The organism is Stutzerimonas stutzeri, from assembly GCF_024448695.1.
Lineage (GTDB): Bacteria > Pseudomonadota > Gammaproteobacteria > Pseudomonadales > Pseudomonadaceae > Stutzerimonas > Stutzerimonas stutzeri_T.
Map to the genome: position 1 here is coordinate 235,365 of NZ_JAMOHY010000003.1, position 20,807 is coordinate 256,171.

15 protein-coding genes are annotated in these 20,807 nt (G+C 57.1%); 13 read left to right on the forward strand and 2 right to left on the reverse strand.

Annotated features, from left to right (window positions below; genetic code table 11):
• The first annotated feature begins 4 nt into the window (after positions 1–4).
• Complete coding sequence (locus tag NAV32_RS05115; RefSeq protein ID WP_256051708.1) at positions 5–766, forward strand: TerC family protein; 762 nt, start codon at positions 5–7, stop codon at positions 764–766.
• 39 nt (positions 767–805) lie between these two features.
• A complete protein-coding gene (locus tag NAV32_RS05120; protein WP_256051709.1) occupies positions 806–1,438 on the forward strand; it encodes a LysE family transporter in 633 nt (210 codons plus the stop codon).
• A gap of 34 nt (positions 1,439–1,472) precedes the next feature.
• Here NAV32_RS05120 and elbB read toward each other — a convergent pair whose 3' ends face one another.
• Positions 1,473–2,141, reverse strand: coding sequence for an isoprenoid biosynthesis glyoxalase ElbB (elbB, locus tag NAV32_RS05125; protein ID WP_256051710.1), 669 nt, complete (start codon positions 2,139–2,141; stop codon positions 1,473–1,475).
• 526 nt (positions 2,142–2,667) lie between these two features.
• Between elbB and hemB the strand changes: the two genes are divergently transcribed.
• Entirely contained in the window at positions 2,668–3,681 is a 1,014-nt protein-coding gene (gene hemB / locus NAV32_RS05130; protein WP_256051711.1) for a porphobilinogen synthase, read from the forward strand.
• 19 nt (positions 3,682–3,700) lie between these two features.
• Positions 3,701–5,896: a polyphosphate kinase 1 gene (gene ppk1 / locus NAV32_RS05135; protein ID WP_256051712.1), complete on the forward strand. Its 2,196-nt coding sequence runs from the start codon at positions 3,701–3,703 to the stop codon at positions 5,894–5,896.
• A 48-nt stretch (positions 5,897–5,944) separates the two neighbouring features.
• On the opposite strand, the gene ppx is transcribed toward ppk1, so the two are convergent.
• Positions 5,945–7,444 (reverse strand): exopolyphosphatase, encoded by a 1,500-nt coding sequence (ppx, locus tag NAV32_RS05140; protein ID WP_256051713.1) that lies wholly within the window; start codon positions 7,442–7,444, stop codon positions 5,945–5,947.
• A 209-nt stretch (positions 7,445–7,653) separates the two neighbouring features.
• Here ppx and trxA point away from each other — a divergent pair, with 209 nt between their 5' ends.
• The 9 genes from trxA to NAV32_RS05185 all read left to right on the forward strand — a co-directional run bounded on the left by trxA (position 7,654) and on the right by NAV32_RS05185 (position 20,777).
• Complete coding sequence (trxA, locus tag NAV32_RS05145; RefSeq protein ID WP_181082836.1) at positions 7,654–7,980, forward strand: thioredoxin TrxA; 327 nt, start codon at positions 7,654–7,656, stop codon at positions 7,978–7,980.
• 222 nt (positions 7,981–8,202) lie between these two features.
• On the forward strand, positions 8,203–9,462 hold the full coding sequence (gene rho, locus NAV32_RS05150; protein ID WP_256051714.1) for a transcription termination factor Rho: 1,260 nt from the start codon (positions 8,203–8,205) through the stop codon (positions 9,460–9,462).
• Between the two features lie 341 nt (positions 9,463–9,803).
• Complete coding sequence (locus NAV32_RS05155; protein WP_256051715.1) at positions 9,804–11,363, forward strand: type I restriction-modification system subunit M; 1,560 nt, start codon at positions 9,804–9,806, stop codon at positions 11,361–11,363.
• A complete protein-coding gene (locus NAV32_RS05160; protein WP_256051716.1) occupies positions 11,360–12,580 on the forward strand; it encodes a restriction endonuclease subunit S in 1,221 nt (406 codons plus the stop codon). Before NAV32_RS05155 ends, NAV32_RS05160 begins: the two co-directional genes overlap by 4 nt.
• A 1-nt stretch (position 12,581) precedes the next feature.
• Positions 12,582–13,751 (forward strand): anticodon nuclease, encoded by a 1,170-nt coding sequence (locus NAV32_RS05165; protein WP_256051717.1) that lies wholly within the window; start codon positions 12,582–12,584, stop codon positions 13,749–13,751.
• Between the two features lie 186 nt (positions 13,752–13,937).
• Positions 13,938–14,981, forward strand: coding sequence for a virulence RhuM family protein (locus tag NAV32_RS05170; RefSeq protein ID WP_256051718.1), 1,044 nt, complete (start codon positions 13,938–13,940; stop codon positions 14,979–14,981).
• Positions 14,978–18,079, forward strand: coding sequence for a type I restriction endonuclease subunit R (locus NAV32_RS05175; RefSeq protein ID WP_256051719.1), 3,102 nt, complete (start codon positions 14,978–14,980; stop codon positions 18,077–18,079). Before NAV32_RS05170 ends, NAV32_RS05175 begins: the two co-directional genes overlap by 4 nt.
• Positions 18,080–18,266: 187 nt before the next feature.
• On the forward strand, positions 18,267–19,733 hold the full coding sequence (ubiD, locus tag NAV32_RS05180; RefSeq protein WP_256051720.1) for a 4-hydroxy-3-polyprenylbenzoate decarboxylase: 1,467 nt from the start codon (positions 18,267–18,269) through the stop codon (positions 19,731–19,733).
• A 72-nt stretch (positions 19,734–19,805) separates the two neighbouring features.
• Entirely contained in the window at positions 19,806–20,777 is a 972-nt protein-coding gene (locus NAV32_RS05185; RefSeq protein ID WP_256051721.1) for a CDP-6-deoxy-delta-3,4-glucoseen reductase, read from the forward strand.
• The last annotated feature ends 30 nt before the right edge of the window (positions 20,778–20,807 follow it).

Genomic DNA, 20,807 nt, shown 5'->3' on the forward strand with positions numbered 1-20,807 from the left:
GTTAATGGAATGGTTAAGTAGCCCTGAAATCTGGGTCGCGTTCCTGACCCTGACCGCTCTGGAAATCGTCCTGGGCATCGACAACATCATCTTCATCTCCATTCTGGTCAGCCGACTGCCCAGGGAACAGCAGCCCAAGGCGCGGTTCTTCGGCTTGGCGCTGGCCATGGGCACGCGCATCCTGCTGCTGCTTTCGATCACCTGGGTCATGCGCCTGACCAATGATCTGTTTACCGTCTTGGGTGAAGGTGTCTCCGGTCGAGACCTGATCTTGTTCTTTGGCGGGCTGTTCCTGCTGTTCAAGAGCACCATGGAAATCTGGCACAGCGTGGAAGGCGAAGAGGAAGAGCAATCAGCTGCCGGCGGGGCGGTGAAGGCCGGTTTCGTCAGCATCATCCTGCAGATCGCCGTCATCGATATCATCTTCTCGCTGGACTCGGTCATCACCGCGGTTGGTCTGGTGGATAACGTGCCGGTGATGGTAGCGGCGATCATCATCGCGGTTGTGGTGATGATGCTGGCGGCCGGCACCATCAGCGAGTTCATCGACAAGCATCCGACCCTGAAGATTCTGGCGCTGTCGTTCCTGATCGTAGTCGGCACCCTGCTGGTGGCCGAAGCCTTCGACGTTCACGTGCCCAAGGGCTACGTCTACTTCGCCATGGCCTTCTCGCTGGGCGTCGAGGCGTTGAATATTCGCATGCGCAAGGCCATGAAGCGTCCGCTCAAGGAGCCGGTGAAGCTGGGCAAGGGCATGCCCGATTGACACAGGCCGGCAAGACGCTTGCCGGCAGGAGGTGGATGAATGTCGCTTGAAACCTGGCTTGCCTTCTTCGTCGCCTGTTGGGTGATCAGCCTGTCGCCGGGCGCTGGCGCCATTGCATCGATGTCCTGCGGGTTGCGCTATGGCTTCTGGCGCGGTTACTGGAACGCCATCGGCCTGCAGCTGGCGCTGGTGCTGCAGATTGCCGTGGTGGCGGCGGGCGTGGGTGCGGTGCTGGCGACCTCGTCGCTGGCATTCAGTCTGATCAAGTGGTTCGGCGTTGCCTATCTGCTCTGGCTCGCCTTCAAGCAATGGCAGGCGATTCCCGAAGCGCTGGACGACTCGGCCATGCCGCGGCCCATCGGACGTCCCCTGGCGCTGGTATTCCGGGGTTTTCTGATCAATGCCAGCAACCCCAAGGCCATCGTCTTCATCCTGGCGGTGCTGCCGCAGTTTCTCGATCCGCAGCGGGCGCTGGTTCTGCAGTATGTCGAGATGGCGGCGACCATGGTGGCCGTCGATCTGGTGGTGATGGCCGGCTATACCGGCCTGGCCGCGAAAGTCCTGCGCCTGCTGCGCACGCCACGCCAGCAACGTGTGGTCAACCGCAGCTTCGCGACGATGTTCGCTGCAGCTGCGGCGTTTTTGGCGACGGTGCGAAAAGCGGCGGCGTAGGTTGGGTACGCTTTACCGACCCAACGACCGTACTTCAGTGCTTGCTGACCGTCAGTTCGAGCACCCGATCCACCAGCTTGTAGATGCCCGAGGCCGCTTCGCTGATCGATTGCGCCAGCATGTAGGCGGGTGTGGTGACGAGTTTGTGCTTGGTGTCCTCGGTGATCTCGCTGACCTCGCAGGGCTGATGCTCAGCTCCCATGCTGCGTGCTGCAGCGGCTGCCGGATCATCATCATGGCCCAACGTGCAGACCACGCCGGGGCCAAAGATCTGCGCGGCCATGGTCGGTGCGATACACATCATGCCGACGGGTTTGCCGGCCTGGGCAAAAGCCTGAGCGGCGGAAAGCACATCCGGCAGGACCTTGCAGTCGGCTCCCTGGCTGGCGAAATCGGACAGGTTCTTCGCCGCGCCGAAACCGCCGGGCATGATCAGTGCGTCGAACTGCTCGGCATCCAGCTCGCGCAGGTCCTTGATCTCGCCACGGGCCAGGCGCGCCGACTCTGTCAGCACGTTGCGTGACTCGGGCATTTCCTCGCCGGTGAGGTGATTGATCACGTGCAGCTGAGCAATGTTCGGTGCGAAGCACTGCACCTTGGCGCCACGCTGGTCCAGCCGCAGCAGGGTAATCACGCTCTCGTAGATTTCCGAGCCGTCGTAGACGCCACAGCCGGAAAGAATCACGGCGACTTTCTTGTTCATGGTGGTACTCCTGGTCAAGTTCAAGCGCCCGGTATCAGGCCGTTGAAAACTACCTGCGTTGGCAATACTGCGTTAAAAACAGGCTCGGAAAGTAGCTTGCGGCTAACGCGCTTCAGCGCGGCCCGAAGGGTGAACGAAGTGAGTACTGCTCATTTAGAACACCTAAACTCCGTGTGATTCGCTGTGCTCACCCTGCGGTTGTTACTCCGCTGCGCTACGTTTCTCGTCTGCTTTTGCCTTGTCTTGCCTGCCTCGCCTACGTTCCAACGGCCTGATGGGGCGCTGCAGAATGTGTTCGATGCTACTGCCTGGGGCGGATCAAGGTAAATCCCGCTCTCGTAGTCTTGGATAGGCCGCGGGTGCGCGCGTTCATTGCACCCTGCAAATGCTCAAAGCACTGGCAGTCGGTGGCATGGCTGGCGACAATGGCCGGGCTTTGGTGTCGTGCCCGGAGGTTGTCATGATCTCGTCATGCGGGCGGCCTATAACTGTCATGTTCGCCCGTTCTGCGGGCCAGGAGTCCATCGTGAGTCTCGTTCCCGCCAGCCGGCTGTTCCCCGCCACTCGTCTGCGTCGTAATCGCCGTGATGATTTCTCCCGCCGTCTGGTGCGCGAGAATGTGCTGACGGTCGATGACCTGATCCTGCCGGTGTTCGTGCTCGATGGAGAAAACCGCCGTGAGCAGGTGCCCTCCATGCCGGGCGTGGAGCGTCTGTCCATTGATCTGTTGCTTGAGGAAGCGGAGGAACTGGTTGCACTGGGCATTCCGGCACTGGCGCTGTTTCCGGTGACACCGCTGGAGAAAAAATCCCTCGACGCTGCCGAAGCCTGGAACCCCGACGGCATCGCCCAGCGCGCCACTCGCGCGCTGCGTGCGCGATTCCCCGAATTGGGGATCATCACCGACGTCGCACTCGATCCGTTCACCACTCACGGTCAGGACGGCATCCTTGATGAAAACGGCTACGTGCAGAACGATGTCACGGTCGACGCGCTGGTTCGTCAGGCACTGTCCCATGCAGAAGCAGGCGCTCAGGTGGTTGCGCCGTCGGACATGATGGATGGTCGTATCCAGGCGATTCGCGAGGCGTTGGAAGTGGCCGAACACCACAACGTGCGCATCATGGCCTACTCGGCCAAGTACGCCAGCGCTTACTACGGGCCGTTCCGTGATGCCGTGGGCTCGGCGGCGAACCTGGGCAAGGGCAGCAAGAACACCTACCAGATGGACCCGGCCAACGGTGACGAGGCGCTGCACGAAGTCGCAGCCGATCTGGCCGAGGGCGCTGACATGGTGATGGTCAAGCCGGGCCAGGCTTACCTGGACATCGTCTGGCGAGTCAAAGATGCCTTCAAGGCGCCAACGTTCGTCTATCAGGTCAGTGGTGAGTACGCCATGCATATGGCGGCGATCCAGAACGGCTGGCTGAGCGAAGCGGTGATTCTTGAATCTTTGGTCGGCTTCAAGCGCGCCGGGGCCGATGGCATTCTCACCTACTTCGCCAAGCAGGCGGCACAACAGTTGAAACGGGGGCAGTGAGCCCTCACGAGGCAGAGCGATGAACAGTCAAGAACTCAGCGAACAGGGCCTGCAGGAAATCGTCAGCAGCGAAGTGCTGGAGCAGGCGGTGCCCGAGGTGCAGTCAGCAGAAGCCCCAGCAGTGGTGATTCCGCTGCCGAACCTGGACGACAGCAGCCTGTATATCCACCGCGAGCTGTCGCAGCTGCAGTTCAATATTCGCGTGCTGGAACAGGCGCTGGACGAGTCCTGTCCGCTGCTGGAGCGGCTGAAGTTTCTGCTGATCTTTTCCAGCAACCTCGACGAGTTCTTCGAAATCCGTGTTGCCGGCCTGAAGAAACAGGTCACCTATGCCCGTGAGCAGGCGGGTGCCGATGGGTTGCAGCCGCACCAGGCGCTGGCGCGCATTTCCGAGCTGGTGCACGTGCAGGTCGACCGCCAGTACAGCATCCTCAACGAGATACTGCTGCCCGAGCTGGCCAAGCAGCAGGTGCGCTTTATCCGGCGTCGGCATTGGACGGCCAAGATCAAAACCTGGGTGCGACGCTATTTTCGCGAGGAAATCGCGCCGATCATCACCCCCATCGGCCTTGATCCGACCCACCCGTTCCCGCTTCTGGTGAACAAGAGCCTCAACTTCATCGTCGAGCTGGAAGGTATCGATGCCTTTGGCCGCGACTCCGGGCTGGCGATCATTCCGGCGCCACGGCTGCTGCCGCGTATCATCCGTGTGCCCGAGGAAGTCGGCGGGCCGGGCGCCAACCATGTATTCCTCTCATCAATGATTCACGCCCACGCCGATGACCTGTTTCACGGCATGAAGGTCAAGGGTTGTTACCAGTTCCGCCTGACCCGCAACGCCGACCTCTCGGTGGATACCGAGGATGTCGAGGACCTGGCCCGCGCATTGCGTGGTGAGCTGATGTCACGGCGTTATGGCGATGCGGTACGCCTTGAGGTGGTCGATACTTGCCCGGCGCACCTGGCCGAGTTTCTGCTCAAACAGTTCGGCCTGAGCGAGAGCGAGCTCTACCGTGTCAATGGTCCGGTCAACCTGACCCGGCTGTTCAGCGTCACTGGCCTGGACAGCCATCCGGAGCTGCAATACACGCCGTTCACCCCGGCGATTCCGAAGATGCTGCAGAACAGCGAGAACATCTTCAACGTGGTCGGCAAGCAGGACATTCTGCTGCTGCACCCTTATGAGTCCTTCACCCCGGTGGTCGATCTTCTGCGCGAAGCCGCCAAGGACCCCAGCGTGCTGGCGGTCAAACAAACGCTGTACCGCTCCGGGGCCAACTCTGAAATCGTCGATGCCCTGGTCGAGGCGGCGCGCAATGGCAAGGAAGTCACTGCGGTGATCGAGCTGCGCGCACGCTTCGACGAGGAATCCAACCTGCAACTGGCCGGACGTCTGCAGCAGGCAGGCGCGGTGGTTATCTATGGCGTGGTGGGCTACAAGACCCACGCCAAGATGATGCTTATCCTGCGTCGCGAGAACGGCGAACTGCGCCGCTATGCGCACCTGGGTACCGGCAACTACCACGCCGGCAATGCGCGGCTGTACACCGACTACAGCTTGCTGACCTCGGATGAAGCGCTCTGCGAAGACGTGTCCAAGCTGTTCAGCCAGTTGATCGGCATGGGCAAGACCATGCGCATGAAGAAGCTCCTGCATGCGCCCTTTACCCTGAAAAAGACGCTGCTCGACCTGATCGCTCAGGAAACCCAGAATGCGGCTGAAGGCAAACCCGCGCACATCATGCTCAAGGTCAATTCGCTGACCGACCCGAAGATGATCAGGGCGCTGTACAAGGCCAGTCAGACGGGGGTGCGTATCGACCTGATCGTGCGCGGCATGTGCTGTCTGCGTCCGGGTATTGCCGGGGTCTCGCACAATATTCAGGTGCGCTCGATCATTGGCCGCTTCCTCGAACACAGCCGGGTGTTCTATTTCTTCAACGGCGGCGACGAGAAGCTCTACCTGTCCAGCGCCGACTGGATGGAGCGCAATCTCGACCGGCGTGTCGAGACCTGCTTCCCCGTGGAAGGGAAGAAGCTGGTGATGCGGGTGAAGAAAGAACTGGATGCCTTCATCACCGACAACACGCTGAGCTGGCTGCTACAGCCCGACGGCAGCTACATACGCAACACCCCCAGCGGCAACCAGCTCTCACGCAACGTGCAGAGCACCCTGCTGGAGCGGCTGGCCGGCCCGCTGGCTGGCGGGCGCTGAGATGTTCTGATGCGGCGCTGGTTTTCCAGCGCCGCGCCAACTGCAACCCTATTTCATCCGCAGTTCGTAACCGACCCGTGTCAGCCAGGCGGCTTCGGCTTCGAAGTCGGCGCGGGTTAGCGGGTTGTCGTCCAGCCAGCCATCAGGGAAGACCAGCTCCAGGCTGCGCTCAGCCGGCTTGAGCAGCACTTCGGAAGCGGTGTGGCAGCGGATATGGTGGAACAGGATGGCGAAGCGCAAGAGGATGCACAGGCGTACCAGGGTATCGGCGTCGGCACCGGTTTCGCTGAACTTGTCCTGCGGGATGTTGCGGCGATGGCCGCGCACCAGCAAGGCCAGCATGAGCTGATCCTGGCGTGAAAAGCCCGGCAGGTCGGAGTGCTCGATCAGGTACGCGCCGTGCTTGTGGTAGTGGTAGTGGGCAATGTCCAGGCCCACCTCGTGTACACGAGCGGCCCAGGCCAGTAGCTCGCGATGCCATTCCTCATTCAGGTTCCAGTCGCTGGAAACCTGATCGAAGGCTTCCAACGCCTTGCGCTCGACGCGCGCGGCCTGCTCGGTATCCACGTGATAGCGCTCCATGAGGAAGCTCAGGGTGCGGTCGCGGATGTCTTCATGGTGATGACGGCCAATCAGGTCGTAGAGCACGCCTTCGCGCAGGGCGCCTTCGGAATGGGCCATGCAGTTCAGTTCCAGGGCATCGAAGAGGGCTTCGAGGATCGCAAGGCCAGCGGGGAAGACGCCACGCCGATCCGGCTTGACGCCTTCAACATCGATCTTTTCCACGTCCCCTAGTTTGAACAGCTTGCGCTTGAGCCAGCCGATGCCCTCGCGCGTGACTTCGCCATTGCCCAGGCCGGCGCCCTTGATGCCCAGGCCGACCGCACGGATGGTGCCGGATGCGCCGACTGCGTCCTGCCAGCCGAGCCGGCGCAGGCCATGTTCGATACTCATCAGTTCCAGGCGTGCCGCCGTGTAAGCCTGGGCGTAACGTGCCGGGGTGATCTTGCCGTCACGGAAATAACGCTGGGTATAACTCACGCAGCCCATCTGCAGGCTTTCGCGCAGCTGTGAATCGAAGCCTTCACCAATGATGAATTCGGTACTGCCCCCGCCGATATCCACTACCAGCCGCTTACCGGTTGCGCTGGGGAAGGTGTGGGCGACGCCCAAGTAGATCAGGCGTGCTTCCTCGCGACCGGAAATGACTTCCACCTGATGATTGATGATGGCTTCCGCCTGGCGAATGAACAAAGCCCGGTTGCGGGCTTCGCGCAGGGCGTTGGTGCCGACCACGCGCACCGCGCCCTGAGGCAGGTGATTGACCAGCTGGGCGAAGCGGCGCAGGCAGTCGAGGCCGCGCTCCATGGCGTCCTCGTCGAGCATGCGCTGCTCGTTGATGCCGGCGGCCAGCTGGACCTTTTCCCCGAGCCGTTCGAGGATGCGCACTTCACCGTTGCTGATGCGTGCCAGCACCATGTGGAAGCTGTTCGACCCCAGGTCGAGGCCGGCGATCAGTGGAAAGGGTTCGGCGGCTGATTGGCGCATGGGCTGATCTCTGTGAAAATCGTGACATCCTGACACGATCATCGGCTTACGCCAACGCGCAACACCCTGCAATATTCCCTGTTGCAGCCTGTGGATTGGTCTGCTGGGCCGCCATGCGGCGAAAGCCTGGGCGATGGACTGCGACTTTCGGTCCTTATCAAGCCGGGCTATCATGGCGTCACTTTCGGTTTTCACCCTGGAGACATTCCATGAGCGAGCACATCAACAATGTCAGCGACAGCAGCTTCGAGCAGGATGTGCTCCAGGCGGACGGTCCTGTGCTGGTCGATTACTGGGCGGAGTGGTGTGGTCCGTGCAAGATGATCGCGCCGGTACTCGACGAGATTGCCAAGGAGTACGAAGGCAAGCTCAAGGTATGCAAGCTGAACATTGACGAGAACCAGGAAACACCGCCCAAGTATGGCGTGCGTGGTATCCCGACCCTGATGCTGTTCAAGAACGGCAACGTCGAAGCCACCAAGGTGGGGGCGCTTTCCAAGTCCCAGCTGGCAGCGTTCCTCGACAGCAACATCTGAGTCTCGCTCCGCCAAGGCCCCTGCAAATGCGGGGGCTTTTTGCTGCTACAGGGTGGACGCCTCGCCTGAGCGGTGCTAAATTCGGCCTCGCGACGCTTCTTTCGTCGCCTTCTGCATTCGTCGCCGACGCACTTCAGCCCACATCGCACAACGAACCCGTTCGTATTCTGCTGCGCGGCTTCTCAAGCTAATCGCTTTCTATATCCTTCCTGATCTCTTCCTATGAATCTGACCGAACTCAAGCAAAAGTCCATCACCGATCTGCTGGAAATGGCCGAACAGATGGGCATCGACAACATGGCCCGTTCGCGCAAGCAGGACGTGATTTTTTCCCTGCTCAAGAAACACGCGAAAAGCGGCGAGGAGATATCCGGTGATGGCGTGCTGGAGATCCTCCAGGACGGTTTCGGCTTTCTGCGCTCCGCGGATTCTTCCTATCTGGCCGGTCCGGACGACATCTACGTTTCGCCCAGCCAGATTCGTCGCTTCAATCTGCGTACCGGCGACACCATCATTGGCAAGATCCGCCCGCCGAAGGAAGGTGAGCGCTATTTCGCCCTGCTCAAGGTCGACTCGATCAACTACGATCGACCGGAGAACGCGAAGAACAAGATTCTCTTCGAGAACCTCACGCCACTGTTCGCCAATCAGCGCCTGAAGATGGAGGCCGGCAACGGTTCCACTGAAGACCTCACTGGTCGCGTGATCGATCTCTGCGCCCCGATCGGCAAGGGCCAGCGCGGCCTGATCGTTGCACCGCCGAAAGCGGGCAAGACGATCATGCTGCAGAACATCGCCAGCAACATTACCCGCAACAATCCCGAGTGCCACCTGATCGTCCTGCTGATCGACGAGCGCCCGGAAGAAGTGACCGAGATGCAGCGCACCGTGCGCGGCGAAGTGGTTGCCTCCACCTTCGACGAGCCGCCGACCCGCCACGTGCAGGTTGCCGAAATGGTGATCGAGAAGGCCAAGCGCCTGGTCGAGCACAAGAAGGATGTGGTCATCCTGCTGGACTCAATCACGCGCCTGGCGCGTGCCTACAACACCGTGATCCCGAGCTCCGGCAAGGTGCTTACCGGTGGTGTCGACGCCCATGCCCTGGAAAAGCCCAAGCGTTTCTTCGGTGCTGCGCGCAATATCGAGGAAGGCGGTTCGCTGACCATCATCGCCACGGCGCTGGTAGAAACCGGCTCGAAGATGGACGAGGTGATCTACGAGGAATTCAAGGGCACCGGTAACCTCGAGCTGCATCTGGATCGCCGCATCGCCGAGAAGCGCGTGTTCCCGGCCATCAACATCAACAAGTCCGGCACTCGCCGCGAGGAGTTGCTGACCAGCGAGGAAGAGCTGCAGCGCATCTGGATTCTGCGCAAGCTGCTGCACCCGATGGATGAAAGTGCGGCCATCGAGTTCCTGCTCGACAAGCTCAAGGACACCAAGACCAACGAAGAATTCTTCATGTCCATGAAGCGAAAGTAAGGCATTGCGTCTTGCCACGAGGCCGGGGAAACCCGGCCTCGTCGTTTCTGCGCGTAGTGGAAGCTAGAAAGCCCCTGCCGAGGGCGAGGGCCGGACTGGTAGACTTCGGGCGATTCAAACGGCCCCTATAGGCTAGGCAGCGCGCAGTCTTACTGCCCTGCTTATCGAAAACGCTGTCGAGTGCATATCATCGATGGCCATGATGCGATTAGCGCGACAGCCCGCACACTGGAGGGGCCAAGGCATGCCGGCAACCACCCACTAAACACCCAAGATTATCCGTGTCACGCTTATTCGCGATGGCGTGACCCAGCAAACCGTATTGAAGTAGGAACCACAGCATGACCAGCGCCCAACAAAGTGACGCACTGCGAAACCAAATCTGGAAAATCGCCAACGATGTGCGTGGCGCAGTCGACGGCTGGGACTTTAAGCAATACGTGCTAGGCACCTTGTTCTACCGCTTTATCAGCGAGAATTTCGCTGATTACATGACCGGCGGTGATGAGTCAGTCGATTACGCCGCCATGGATGATGGTGACAAGAGTCTCGCAGCAGTCAAGGACGATGCCATAAGGACCAAGGGCTACTTCATCTACCCCAGCCAGCTATTCGCCAATGTGGCGGCCAATGCCTACAGCAACGCCAGCCTGAACACCGACCTGAACACTATCTTCAAAGACATCGAAGCATCTGCCAGCGGCTACCCCTCCGAGCGTGATATCAGGGGCTTGTTCGCCGACTTCGACACCACCAGCAACCGTCTGGGCAACACGGTCAAAGACAAAAACGAACGACTGGCGAAAGTGCTTAAAGGCGTAGCCGGACTGGATTTTGGCACCTTTGACGAAAGCCATATCGACTTGTTTGGTGATGCTTACGAATTTCTCATCTCCAACTACGCCGCCAACGCCGGCAAATCGGGCGGGGAGTTCTTCACCCCGCAGCATGTCTCCAAGCTGATTGCCCAGCTCGCCATGCACAAGCAAACCAAGGTCAACAAGATCTACGACCCCGCGTGCGGCTCGGGCTCGCTGTTGCTGCAAGCCAAAAAGCATTTTGATGCTCATATCATCGAAGACGGTTTTTTCGGTCAGGAACTCAACCACACCACCTATAACCTGGCGCGCATGAACATGTTTCTGCACAACGTCAACTACGACAAATTCAATATCCAGCTCGGTGACACCCTCACCGAGCCACACTTTGGCGACGATAAACCCTTCGATGCCATCGTCTCCAACCCGCCGTACTCGGTGAAGTGGAAGGGGGCAGACGACCCTACTCTTATCAGCGACGACCGCTTTGCCCCGGCCGGCGTGCTGGCACCTAAATCCAAGGCCGACTTTGCCTTTGTGCTGCACGCGCTCAGTTACCTCTCAGCCAAAGGCCGCGCTGCCATTGTTTGCTTCCCCGGCATTTTTTACCGCAGCGGTGCCGAGCAGAAGATCCGCCAATACTTGGTTGACAACAACTACGTGGAAAGCGTGATTTCGCTCGCCTCCAACCTGTTCTACGGCACCACCATCGCCGTGAATATTCTGGTGCTGTCCAAGCACAAGACCGACACCACCACCCAATTTATCGACGCCAGCGGTCTGTTCAAAAAAGGCACCAACAACAACTTGCTGGAAGACACGCATATCGAACGCATCATGCAGGTGTTCGACAGCAAGGCGAACGTGGAGCACTTTGCCCGGTCCGTCCCTCTGGATAAGGTGGCTGCCAACGACTACAACCTGTCGGTCAGCAGCTATATCGATGCCAAGGACACCCGCGATGTTGTGAATATTGCCCAGCTCAATGCCGACCTGAAAACCACGGTTGCCAGGATCGACCAGCTACGCAAAGACATTGATGTGATCGTCGCGGAGATCGAGGGTGAGGAGTTGGGGGCATGAGCTTTTTGGAAAAGCTGCTGGATGGGGTTGCGGTGGAGTGGCTGCCACTTGGAGTCGTAACGAAATACGAACAGCCAACCAAATATCTAGTGGCAGCAAAAAACTACAGTGATGAATTTGAAACTCCCGTTCTTCCCGCTGGGAAAACCTTTGTTCTTGGCTATACGGACGAGGTTCACGGTATCTATAAAGCTTCTGAAAATCCTGTAATCATCTTTGATGATTTTACTACCGCTAATAAGTGGGTGGATTTTGACTTCAAGGCTAAGTCATCGGCCATGAAGATGATTACGTCAAGTGACGAAAATAAGGCACTAATTAAATATATTTATTATTGGTTGAGCACATTGCCAAGCGAATTGGTTGATGGCGACCATAAGCGCCAGTGGATCGGTAGCTACACATGCAAAAAAATTCCCATCCCTTGCCCAGAAAACCCTAAGAAATCGCTTGAAATCCAAGCTGAAATCGTTCGCATACTAGATCGCTTCACCGAGCTGACCGCCGAGCTGACCGCCGAGCTGACCGCGCGCAAAAAACAATACAACTACTACCGCGACCAGTTATTGAGCTTTAAAGAAGGTAATGTGGAGTGGAAGGCGCTGAGCGAAGTTGGTGCATTTATTCGTGGCAAGCGTTTTACCAAGGCTGACTATGTGGAAGACGGAATCAGCGTTATCCATTACGGTGAGATATACACGCGTTACGGCGTTTTTACGACGCAAGCTTTGTCACAGGTCAGAAGCGATATGGCTGGGTCACTTCGCTATGCAGAACCAGGCGATGTAGTGATAACCGACGTGGGTGAGACGGTTGAAGATGTTGGTAAGGCAGTGGCATGGCTCGGCGATGAAAAGGTCGCTATTCACGACCATTGCTATGCTTTTCGGCATTCAATGAATCCGAAGTTTATTTCCTATTGTATGCAGGCGACATCGTTCGTCGCCGAGAAGGCAAAATATATAGCCAGAACCAAGGTTAATACATTGCTGATTAATGGGTTTTCAAAGATTAAAATCCCTGTTCCTTATCCAGGTGATCCTGATAAATCTCTTGCCGAACAGGCTCGTATCGTTTCGATTCTCGATAAATTCGACACGCTTACCAATTCCATCAGCGAAGGCTTGCCGCGCGAAATTAAGTTACGCCAGCAACAATACGCGCACTACCGCGACTTGCTGTTAAGTTTCCCCAGGCCTGAAGAGGTAGCGCCGTAATATGGGTAAAACGCTAAAGGAAATAGCCGAAGAAATAAAAGGCATCAAGAAGAAGGTGCAGTTGATCTACGCCTTCAACGGCACGGGCAAAACGCGCCTGTCACGAGAGTTCAAGCAACTCATCGCCCCAAAAGTGGATGCTAATGAAGATGGCGATATGGCGGATCAACCAGGGCTGTCGCGTAACAAAATTCTCTATTACAGCGCTTTCACTGAAGACTTGTTCTATTGGGATAACGACCTTAGCGGCGACGCCGAACCCAGGCTGAAAATCCAACCTAATACCTTTACGGATTGGATATTGATGGATCAAGGGCAAGATCAGAATGTCATCACTACCTTTCAGCGTTATACCAACGACAAGCTCACGCCACGGTTCAATGCAGAGCAAAAAGACGAGCAGACAGGCGAGGTCAATCTCAAAGCCTTTTCCGAGGTCACTTTTTCTCTCGAACGTGGAAATGATGATGAACGTTCGGGCAATTTGAAAATATCCAAGGGCGAAGAAAGCAATTTTATCTGGAGTATTTTCTATACGCTACTTGAACAGGTAATTGGCGTGCTCAATGTCGCTGAGCCGACTGATCGTGAAACTGACCAATTCAATCAGTTGGAATATGTATTCATTGACGATCCAGTCAGCTCTTTGGATGAGGATCACCTGATTCAGCTAGCGGTAAATTTGGGCCAGTTGATAAAGTCGAGCGAGTCAGGCGTAAAATTCATTGTGTCCACGCACAGCGCGCTTTTTTATAACGTGCTTTATAACGAAGTAGGCGCCAAGAGCGGTTATATTCTCAGCCGTTTGGACGATGGCACCTATGTGCATGAGGAAAAGGAAGGCGACTCGAACAAGAGCTTTTCTTACCATCTGCATATTAAATCGCTTATCGAGCAAGCAGTCGCTACCAATAGTGTACAGCGCTACCATTTTGCTCTACTGCGTAACCTGTATGAAAAGACCGCCAATTTCCTCGGGTATCGGCGATGGTCTGAATTGTTGCCAGAGGATAAGAAGGCTTACGCCAGTCGGGTTATGAATTTTTATCCCCACAACACCTTGTCCAACGAAGAGATCGCTGAGCCGACACCGCCCGAAAAAGAGATGGTTGGTCTATTGCTTGAAAAGCTGAATACCTATGGTTACTGGCAGCAGAAAGAAAACGGTTGATGAGCATATTTTTTGGCGGGTAGCGGTTTGCCTTGGTGAGGATCACCCCAGCGATTGCTGCCAGGCGCTGGCAGTTATCAAACAGCACATCAAGCCTCGCCAAACCCTTGGCGTGCTGGCGGTGAATGAAGTTGTCCCACAGCCTGTGGGACAACTGCCCTAGCGGCATGATCCATGAGGAAAAACATGGCCAAGAACAACATCACACTGCGCGATCAAACCACTGAGTTTCTGCTCTACACCGCGCCCAATGGTGCGATCAAAGTGGAGGTGTTGCTCAGCAATGAGAATATTTGGCTGACGCAGAAGCGCATGGCCGAGCTGTTTTGTGTGGGCGTGCCTGCCATTTCCAAGCATCTGAAGAATATTTTTGATAGCGGCGAGCTGGTGGAAGAAGTGGTTGTTTCCATTTTGGAAACAACCACTGAACATGGCGCAGTGGCAGGCCTGACCCAAACCCAGCAGGTGAAGTACTACAATCTGGATGCGGTGATTTCGGTGGGCTACCGGGTCAATTCGGCACAGGCGACGCAATTCCGTATCTGGGCGACGGCCTTGATCAAGGAATACATCATCAAGGGCTTTGCCATGGATGATGAGCGGCTGAAAAATGGCCGTTACTTTGGCAAAGACTATTTCCGTGAATTGCTGGAGCGCGTGCGCTCCATTCGCGCCAGCGAGCGGCGCATCTATCAGCAAATCACCGATATTTTTGCCGAGTGCAGCATCGATTACGCCCCCAAATCTGAAACCACCCGGTTGTTCTATGCCCATGTGCAAGACAAGTTTCACTTTGCCATTACCGGCCATACGGCGGCAGAAATCATTGCCTTGCATGCCGACGCAAACAAACCCTTGATGGGCATGAGCACCTACAAGAATGCGCCAGATGGCCGCGTGCTGAAGTCGGATGCCATCGTGGCGAAAAATTACTTGAGCGAGGCAGATATCAAAAAGCTGGAACGCGCTGTATCAGCATTTTTTGACTATATCGAAGGCATCATCGAGCGGCAGAATACGTTCACGATGGAAAGCTTTGCTGAAAGCGTGAACAAGTTTCTTGCGTTTAATGAGTACCGAATTCTGGAAGGCTACGGCACCGTGTCGCGCCAGCAGGCGGAACAGAAAGCCGTTGCCGAATATGAAAAGTTCAACAAGCAGCAGCGCATCGAATCCGATTTCGACCGCGAGGTGAAAAAGCTGTTGCAGAAAAGGGACGCGCAAGAATGAGTGACTACACGACCATTGCCGAATCGAAAAACTTCATCGTTCTGGAGCAGTACACAAAGGACTGGCAAGTGGCCGAGAGCTACCAGAGCGAAGGCGATTTGGAGAGTGAGTTTATTCAGGATCTGGTCAATCAGGGCTATGAATACCCTGCCGGCCTGAATACGCCCGAAGCCTTGCTGGCCAATGTGCGTGTGCAGTTGCAAACGCTCAATAATGTGCAGTTTGCCGATGGCGAGTGGCTGCGCTTTGTCGAGACCTGGCTGGACAAGCCCAGCGATGGCATTGTCGAGAAAACCCGTAAGATCCACGACGACTATATTCACGACTTCGTCTTTGACGATGGCCGTATCCAGAACATCTACCTGCTGGACAAGAAAAACATCCTGCGCAACAAGGTGCAGGTGATCAAGCAGTTTGAGCAAAAGGGCAGCCACGCCAATCGCTATGACGTGACGATTCTGGTCAATGGCTTGCCGCTTGTGCAGGTGGAGTTGAAGAAGCGGGGCGTGGCGATTCGCGAGGCCTTTAATCAGGTGCACCGCTACAGCAAGGAAAGCTTCAATAGCGCGTATTCCTTGTTCAAATACCTGCAATTGTTCGTGATCTCCAATGGCACAGACAGCCGTTACTTTGCCAACACGGCCCAGCGCAACAAGAACAGCTTCGACTTCACCATGAACTGGGCGAAGGCGGATAACAGCCTGATCAAGGACCTGAAAGACTTTACCGCCACCTTTTTCCAGAGAGACACCTTGCTGAAGGTGTTGCTGCGCTACTCGGTGTTTGATGTCAGCAATACGCTGCTGGTAATGCGTCCGTACCAGATTGCCGCCACGGAACGCATTCTGTGGACGATCAACTGCGCGCATCAGGCCAAAAACTGGAGCAAGCGCGAAGGCGGCGGCTTTATCTGGCACACCACCGGCTCCGGCAAGACGCTGACCAGCTTCAAGGCGGCTCGCCTGGCCACTGAGTTGCCGTTTATCGACAAGGTGTTCTTTGTGGTGGACCGCAAGGATCTGGATTACCAAACCATGAAGGAATACCAGCGCTTCTCGCCGGAAAGCGTGAACGGTTCGGACAGCACGGCGGGCCTTAAGCGTAACCTGGACAAGGACGACAACAAGATCGTCGTCACTACCATCCAGAAGCTCAATAACCTGATGAAGAGCGAGCCTGACCTGCCCATCTACGGCAAGCAGGTGGTGTTTATTTTCGATGAGTGCCACCGCAGTCAGTTCGGTGAAGCGCAGAAAAACCTGAAGAGGAAATTCAAGAAGTTCTATCAGTTTGGCTTTACCGGCACGCCTATCTTTGCAGGTCTTAACGCTTCAGGCGCAGAAGACACTGCCAGCGTGTTTGGCCGTGAATTGCACTCGTATGTGATCACCGATGCGATTCGCGATGAGAAGGTGCTCAAGTTCAAGGTCGATTACAACGATGTGCGGCCGCAGTTCAAGGCCCTTGAAACCGAGCAGGATGAAGCAAAACTGAGCGCAGCGGAAAACAGGCAGGCCTTGCTGCACCCTGAGCGTATCCGCGAGATCACGCAGTACATCCTCAACACCTTCCGGCAAAAAACCCATCGCCTGCAAGCGGGCAACAAGGGCTTTAACGCCATGTTCGCGGTCAGCAGCGTGGACGCCGCCAAGCTGTACTACGAGTCGTTCAGGGTACAGCAGAAGGGCAGTGACAAGCCGCTGCGGGTGGCCACTATCTTTTCGTTTGCGGCCAACGAAGAGCAGGATTCGATTGGCGAGATCGAGGACGAAAGCTTCGATGTTTCACCCCTACACGGTACCGCCAAAGAGTTCTTGAACTCGGCCATTGAAGACTACAACGCGCTGTTCAAAACCAACTTCAGCGTGGACAGCAATGGCTTTCAGAACTATTACCGCGACCTGGCCAAGCAAGTCAAAGCCAGAGAAATCGACCTGTTGATCGTGGTGGGCATGTTCCTCACCGGCTTCGATGTCCCTACGCTCAACACGCTGTTCGTCGACAAGAATCTGCGTTACCACGGCCTGATACAGGCCTATTCGCGTACCAACCGGATTTTTGACGCGACCAAGACCTTCGGCAACATCGTGACCTTCCGCGATCTGGAACAGGCGACCATCGATGCCATCACCTTGTTCGGCAACAGCAATACCCGAAACGTGGTGCTGGAGAAGAGTTACAAGGAGTACATGGAGGGCTTTACCGATGTGCTAACGGGTGAGGCGCGGCGTGGTTTCGTTGAGGTCGTTACCGAGCTGGAGCAGCGTTTCCCCAACCCTGCGGCGATTGAAAAAGAGTCTGACAAAAAGGCCTTTGCCAAGCTGTTTGGCGAGTATCTGCGTGTGGAGAACGTGCTGCAAAACTACGATGAATTCGCCAGTCTGAAGGCTTTGCAAAGCGTGGACATGAACGATTCGGCTGCGGTTGAAGCGTTCAAGGCCCAGCATTATTTAAATGATGAAGACCTCGCCGCCCTGCAAACGATCAAGATGCCGGCGGAGCGGAAAATCCAGGATTACCGCTCGACCTATAACGATGTACGCGATTGGTTGCGCCGGGAAAAAACGGGCGCAGAAAAAGAACAATCCACCATCGATTGGGATGACGTGGTCTTTGAGGTGGATCTGCTCAAATCCCAGGAGATCAATCTGGATTACATCCTGGAGCTGCTCTTCGAGCACAACAAGAAAACCAAGAGCAAAGCTGAGTTGGTCGAGGAAATGCGCCGGATAATTCGCGCCAGCTTGGGTAACCGCGCTAAAGAAAGTCTGGTGGTCGACTTTATCAATCAAACCGACCTTGATCAGATTGATGATGCGGCCAGTGTGATTGAAGCTTTCTATGCGTATGCCCAAGTCGTGCAGCAGCAAGAGGCCGAGGAGTTGATTAATGCTGAGAGCCTGAATGCGGAAGCTGCCAGGCGCTATATCACCATCTCGTTGAAGCGAGAGTATGCCAGCGATGCCGGAACCGAGCTGAACGCCATCCTGCCTAAGATGAGCCCGTTAAATCCGCAATATCTGACCAAGAAGCACAGCGTCTTCCAGAAAGTCGCTACATTCGTGGAGAAATTCAAAGGAGTCGGCGGAGGGCTATAGGTTCTGCGGTCCCGGCAACCTGCTTGTCAGGCGCTGGGGTGTTGGGGCGCAGAGGGCAATCGACTTGTGCTTTAGGCGTTACGTAAGGTGGCGTGTGCTGAGACTATTGTTTCAAGCCTTCTGAAAGCCTGACTTCAGCGCTAAACTTTGTCCCCCTATTCCGGTTCGCCCAACACGAGGCACGAACATGCAGTATCGCGACCTGCGCGATTTTATTCGCGGTCTGGAGACGCGCGGCGAACTCAAGCGCATCCAAACGCCGGTTTCCCCTGTGCTGGAAATGACCGAGATCTGCGACCGTACCCTGCGCAAGCAGGGGCCGGCGCTGCTGTTTGAAAAACCAACCGGCTTCGACATGCCGGTGCTGGGCAATCTGTTTGGCACACCCGAGCGCGTGGCGCTGGGTATGGGTGCCGAGTCGGTGAGCGAGTTGCGCGAGATCGGCAAGCTGCTGGCCTATCTCAAGGAGCCGGAGCCGCCGAAGGGGCTGAAAGACGCCTGGAACAAGCTGCCGATCTTTCGCAAGGTCATCAGTATGGCGCCCAAGGTGCTCAAGGATGCGGCCTGCCAGGAAGTGGTGATTGAGGGCGATGACGTTGATCTGTCGAAGCTGCCGGTGCAGACCTGCTGGCCAGGTGATGCCGCACCGCTGATCACCTGGGGGCTGACCATCACCAAGGGCCCTAACAAGGAGCGGCAGAACCTCGGCATTTATCGCCAGCAGGTGATTGGCCGCAACAAGGTGATCATGCGCTGGCTCAGCCACCGTGGCGGCGCGCTGGACTATCGCGAATGGTGCGAGAAGTACCCGGACCGGCCCTATCCGGTGGCGGTGGCGCTCGGCGCGGACCCGGCGACCATTCTCGGCGCGGTCACGCCAGTGCCCGATTCGCTGTCCGAGTACGCCTTCGCCGGCCTGTTGCGCGGTAGCCGCACCGAGCTGGTGAAGTGCCGCGGTAGTGACCTGCAGGTGCCGGCCGGCGCAGAAATCATCCTCGAAGGGCATATCCATCCCGGCGAGATGGCGGACGAAGGTCCCTATGGCGACCACACCGGTTACTACAACGAGGTGGACAGCTTTCCGGTGTTTACCGTCGAGCGCATCACCATGCGTCGCGATGCCATCTACCACAGCACATACACCGGACGTCCACCGGATGAGCCGGCAATCTTGGGTGTGGCGCTCAATGAGGTCTTCGTGCCGATCCTGCAAAAGCAGTTTCCGGAGATCGTCGACTTCTACCTGCCGCCCGAGGGCTGCTCCTACCGCATGGCGGTGGTGACCATCAAGAAGCAGTACCCGGGTCATGCCAAGCGGGTGATGCTGGGTGTATGGAGCTTCCTGCGCCAGTTCATGTACACCAAGTTCGTCATCGTCACCGACGACGACATCAACGCCCGTGACTGGAACGACGTGATCTGGGCCATCACCACGCGCATGGATCCCAAGCGCGACACGGTGCTGATCGACAATACACCGATCGACTACCTGGACTTCGCCTCGCCGATTTCCGGTCTGGGTTCGAAGATGGGCCTGGATGCGACCCATAAGTGGCCGGGTGAGACCAGCCGCGAATGGGGTCGGGCCATTGTTCAGGACCCGGCGGTAAAGCAAAGGGTCGATGAACTCTGGTCGCAACTGGGTATCGACTGACATAACTGAAGAGGTGGGCCTGAGCCTGCCCGGAGCCTTGGCGGGCTTGTCCCGTTCAATGATGACGTGCATATGAAAGTTACCTTGCAGCCCGCCGGCACCGTGCTCGATGTCCGGCCGGGCGAATGCATCCTCGATGCAGCGCAGCGCCTTGGCTATGAATGCCCGAAGAGCTGTCGCAATGGCAATTGCCACATCTGCGCGGCGCTGCTGGTGGAAGGCAGCGTCAGACAGGGCGGGGAAATCCGCGACCATGGCGAGCTGCTGGCCTGTGTGGCCGAGCCGCTGAGCGACTGTGTAGTGCTCTGGGATGGCGTGCTGTCGCCCGGCCAGTTGCCGGTGCGGGAGCTGAGTTGTCAGCTGGCGGACTATCAGGAACTGGGTGGTGACGTGGTGCGTCTGGTCCTGCGGCTGCCGGCAGGACGGCAGCCGCGCTATCACGCTGGGCAATATCTGTTATTGCAGCGTGGGGATGGCGAATGGTCGGCCTTCTCCCTGGCTTCGGCACCGGATTGTGGGCGTGAGCTGGAGCTGCACGTACTGGCACGCGAGGCGTCGGCCATCGAACTGCTGTCCTTCATTCGGCAGCAGGGCTTTGCCCGCGTCCAGTTGCCGTTCGGTGATACCCATCTCGCCGAACTGCCAGACGGCCCGTTGGTGCTAATCGCGGCGGGCACCGGCATGGCGCAAATGCATAGCCTGATCGAATATTGCCGATCTGCCGGCTTCTCACATCCGGTGCATCTGTACTGGGGCGTACGTCACCCGGAAGATTTCTATCAGTTGCCGCACTGGGATGAATGGTTGGGCATGCCCAACCTGTACCTGCACCGTGTGGTCAGTGAGGTGTGCGGCTGGGAAGGGCGCTGCGGCATGCTGCACGAGGCCGTTCGTGAGGACTTTGCCGATTTGAAGCCGCTACACGTATACGCCAGCGGCTCTCCTGCGATGGTCTACGGCACTCTGGATGCGCTGGTGGAGGCAGGCATGGACCCACACCAGATGCGTGCCGACGTGTTTGCCTACGCGCCACGGGAAGACTGAGCGGTAACCCCTAAGAAAACGCCGGGCTAG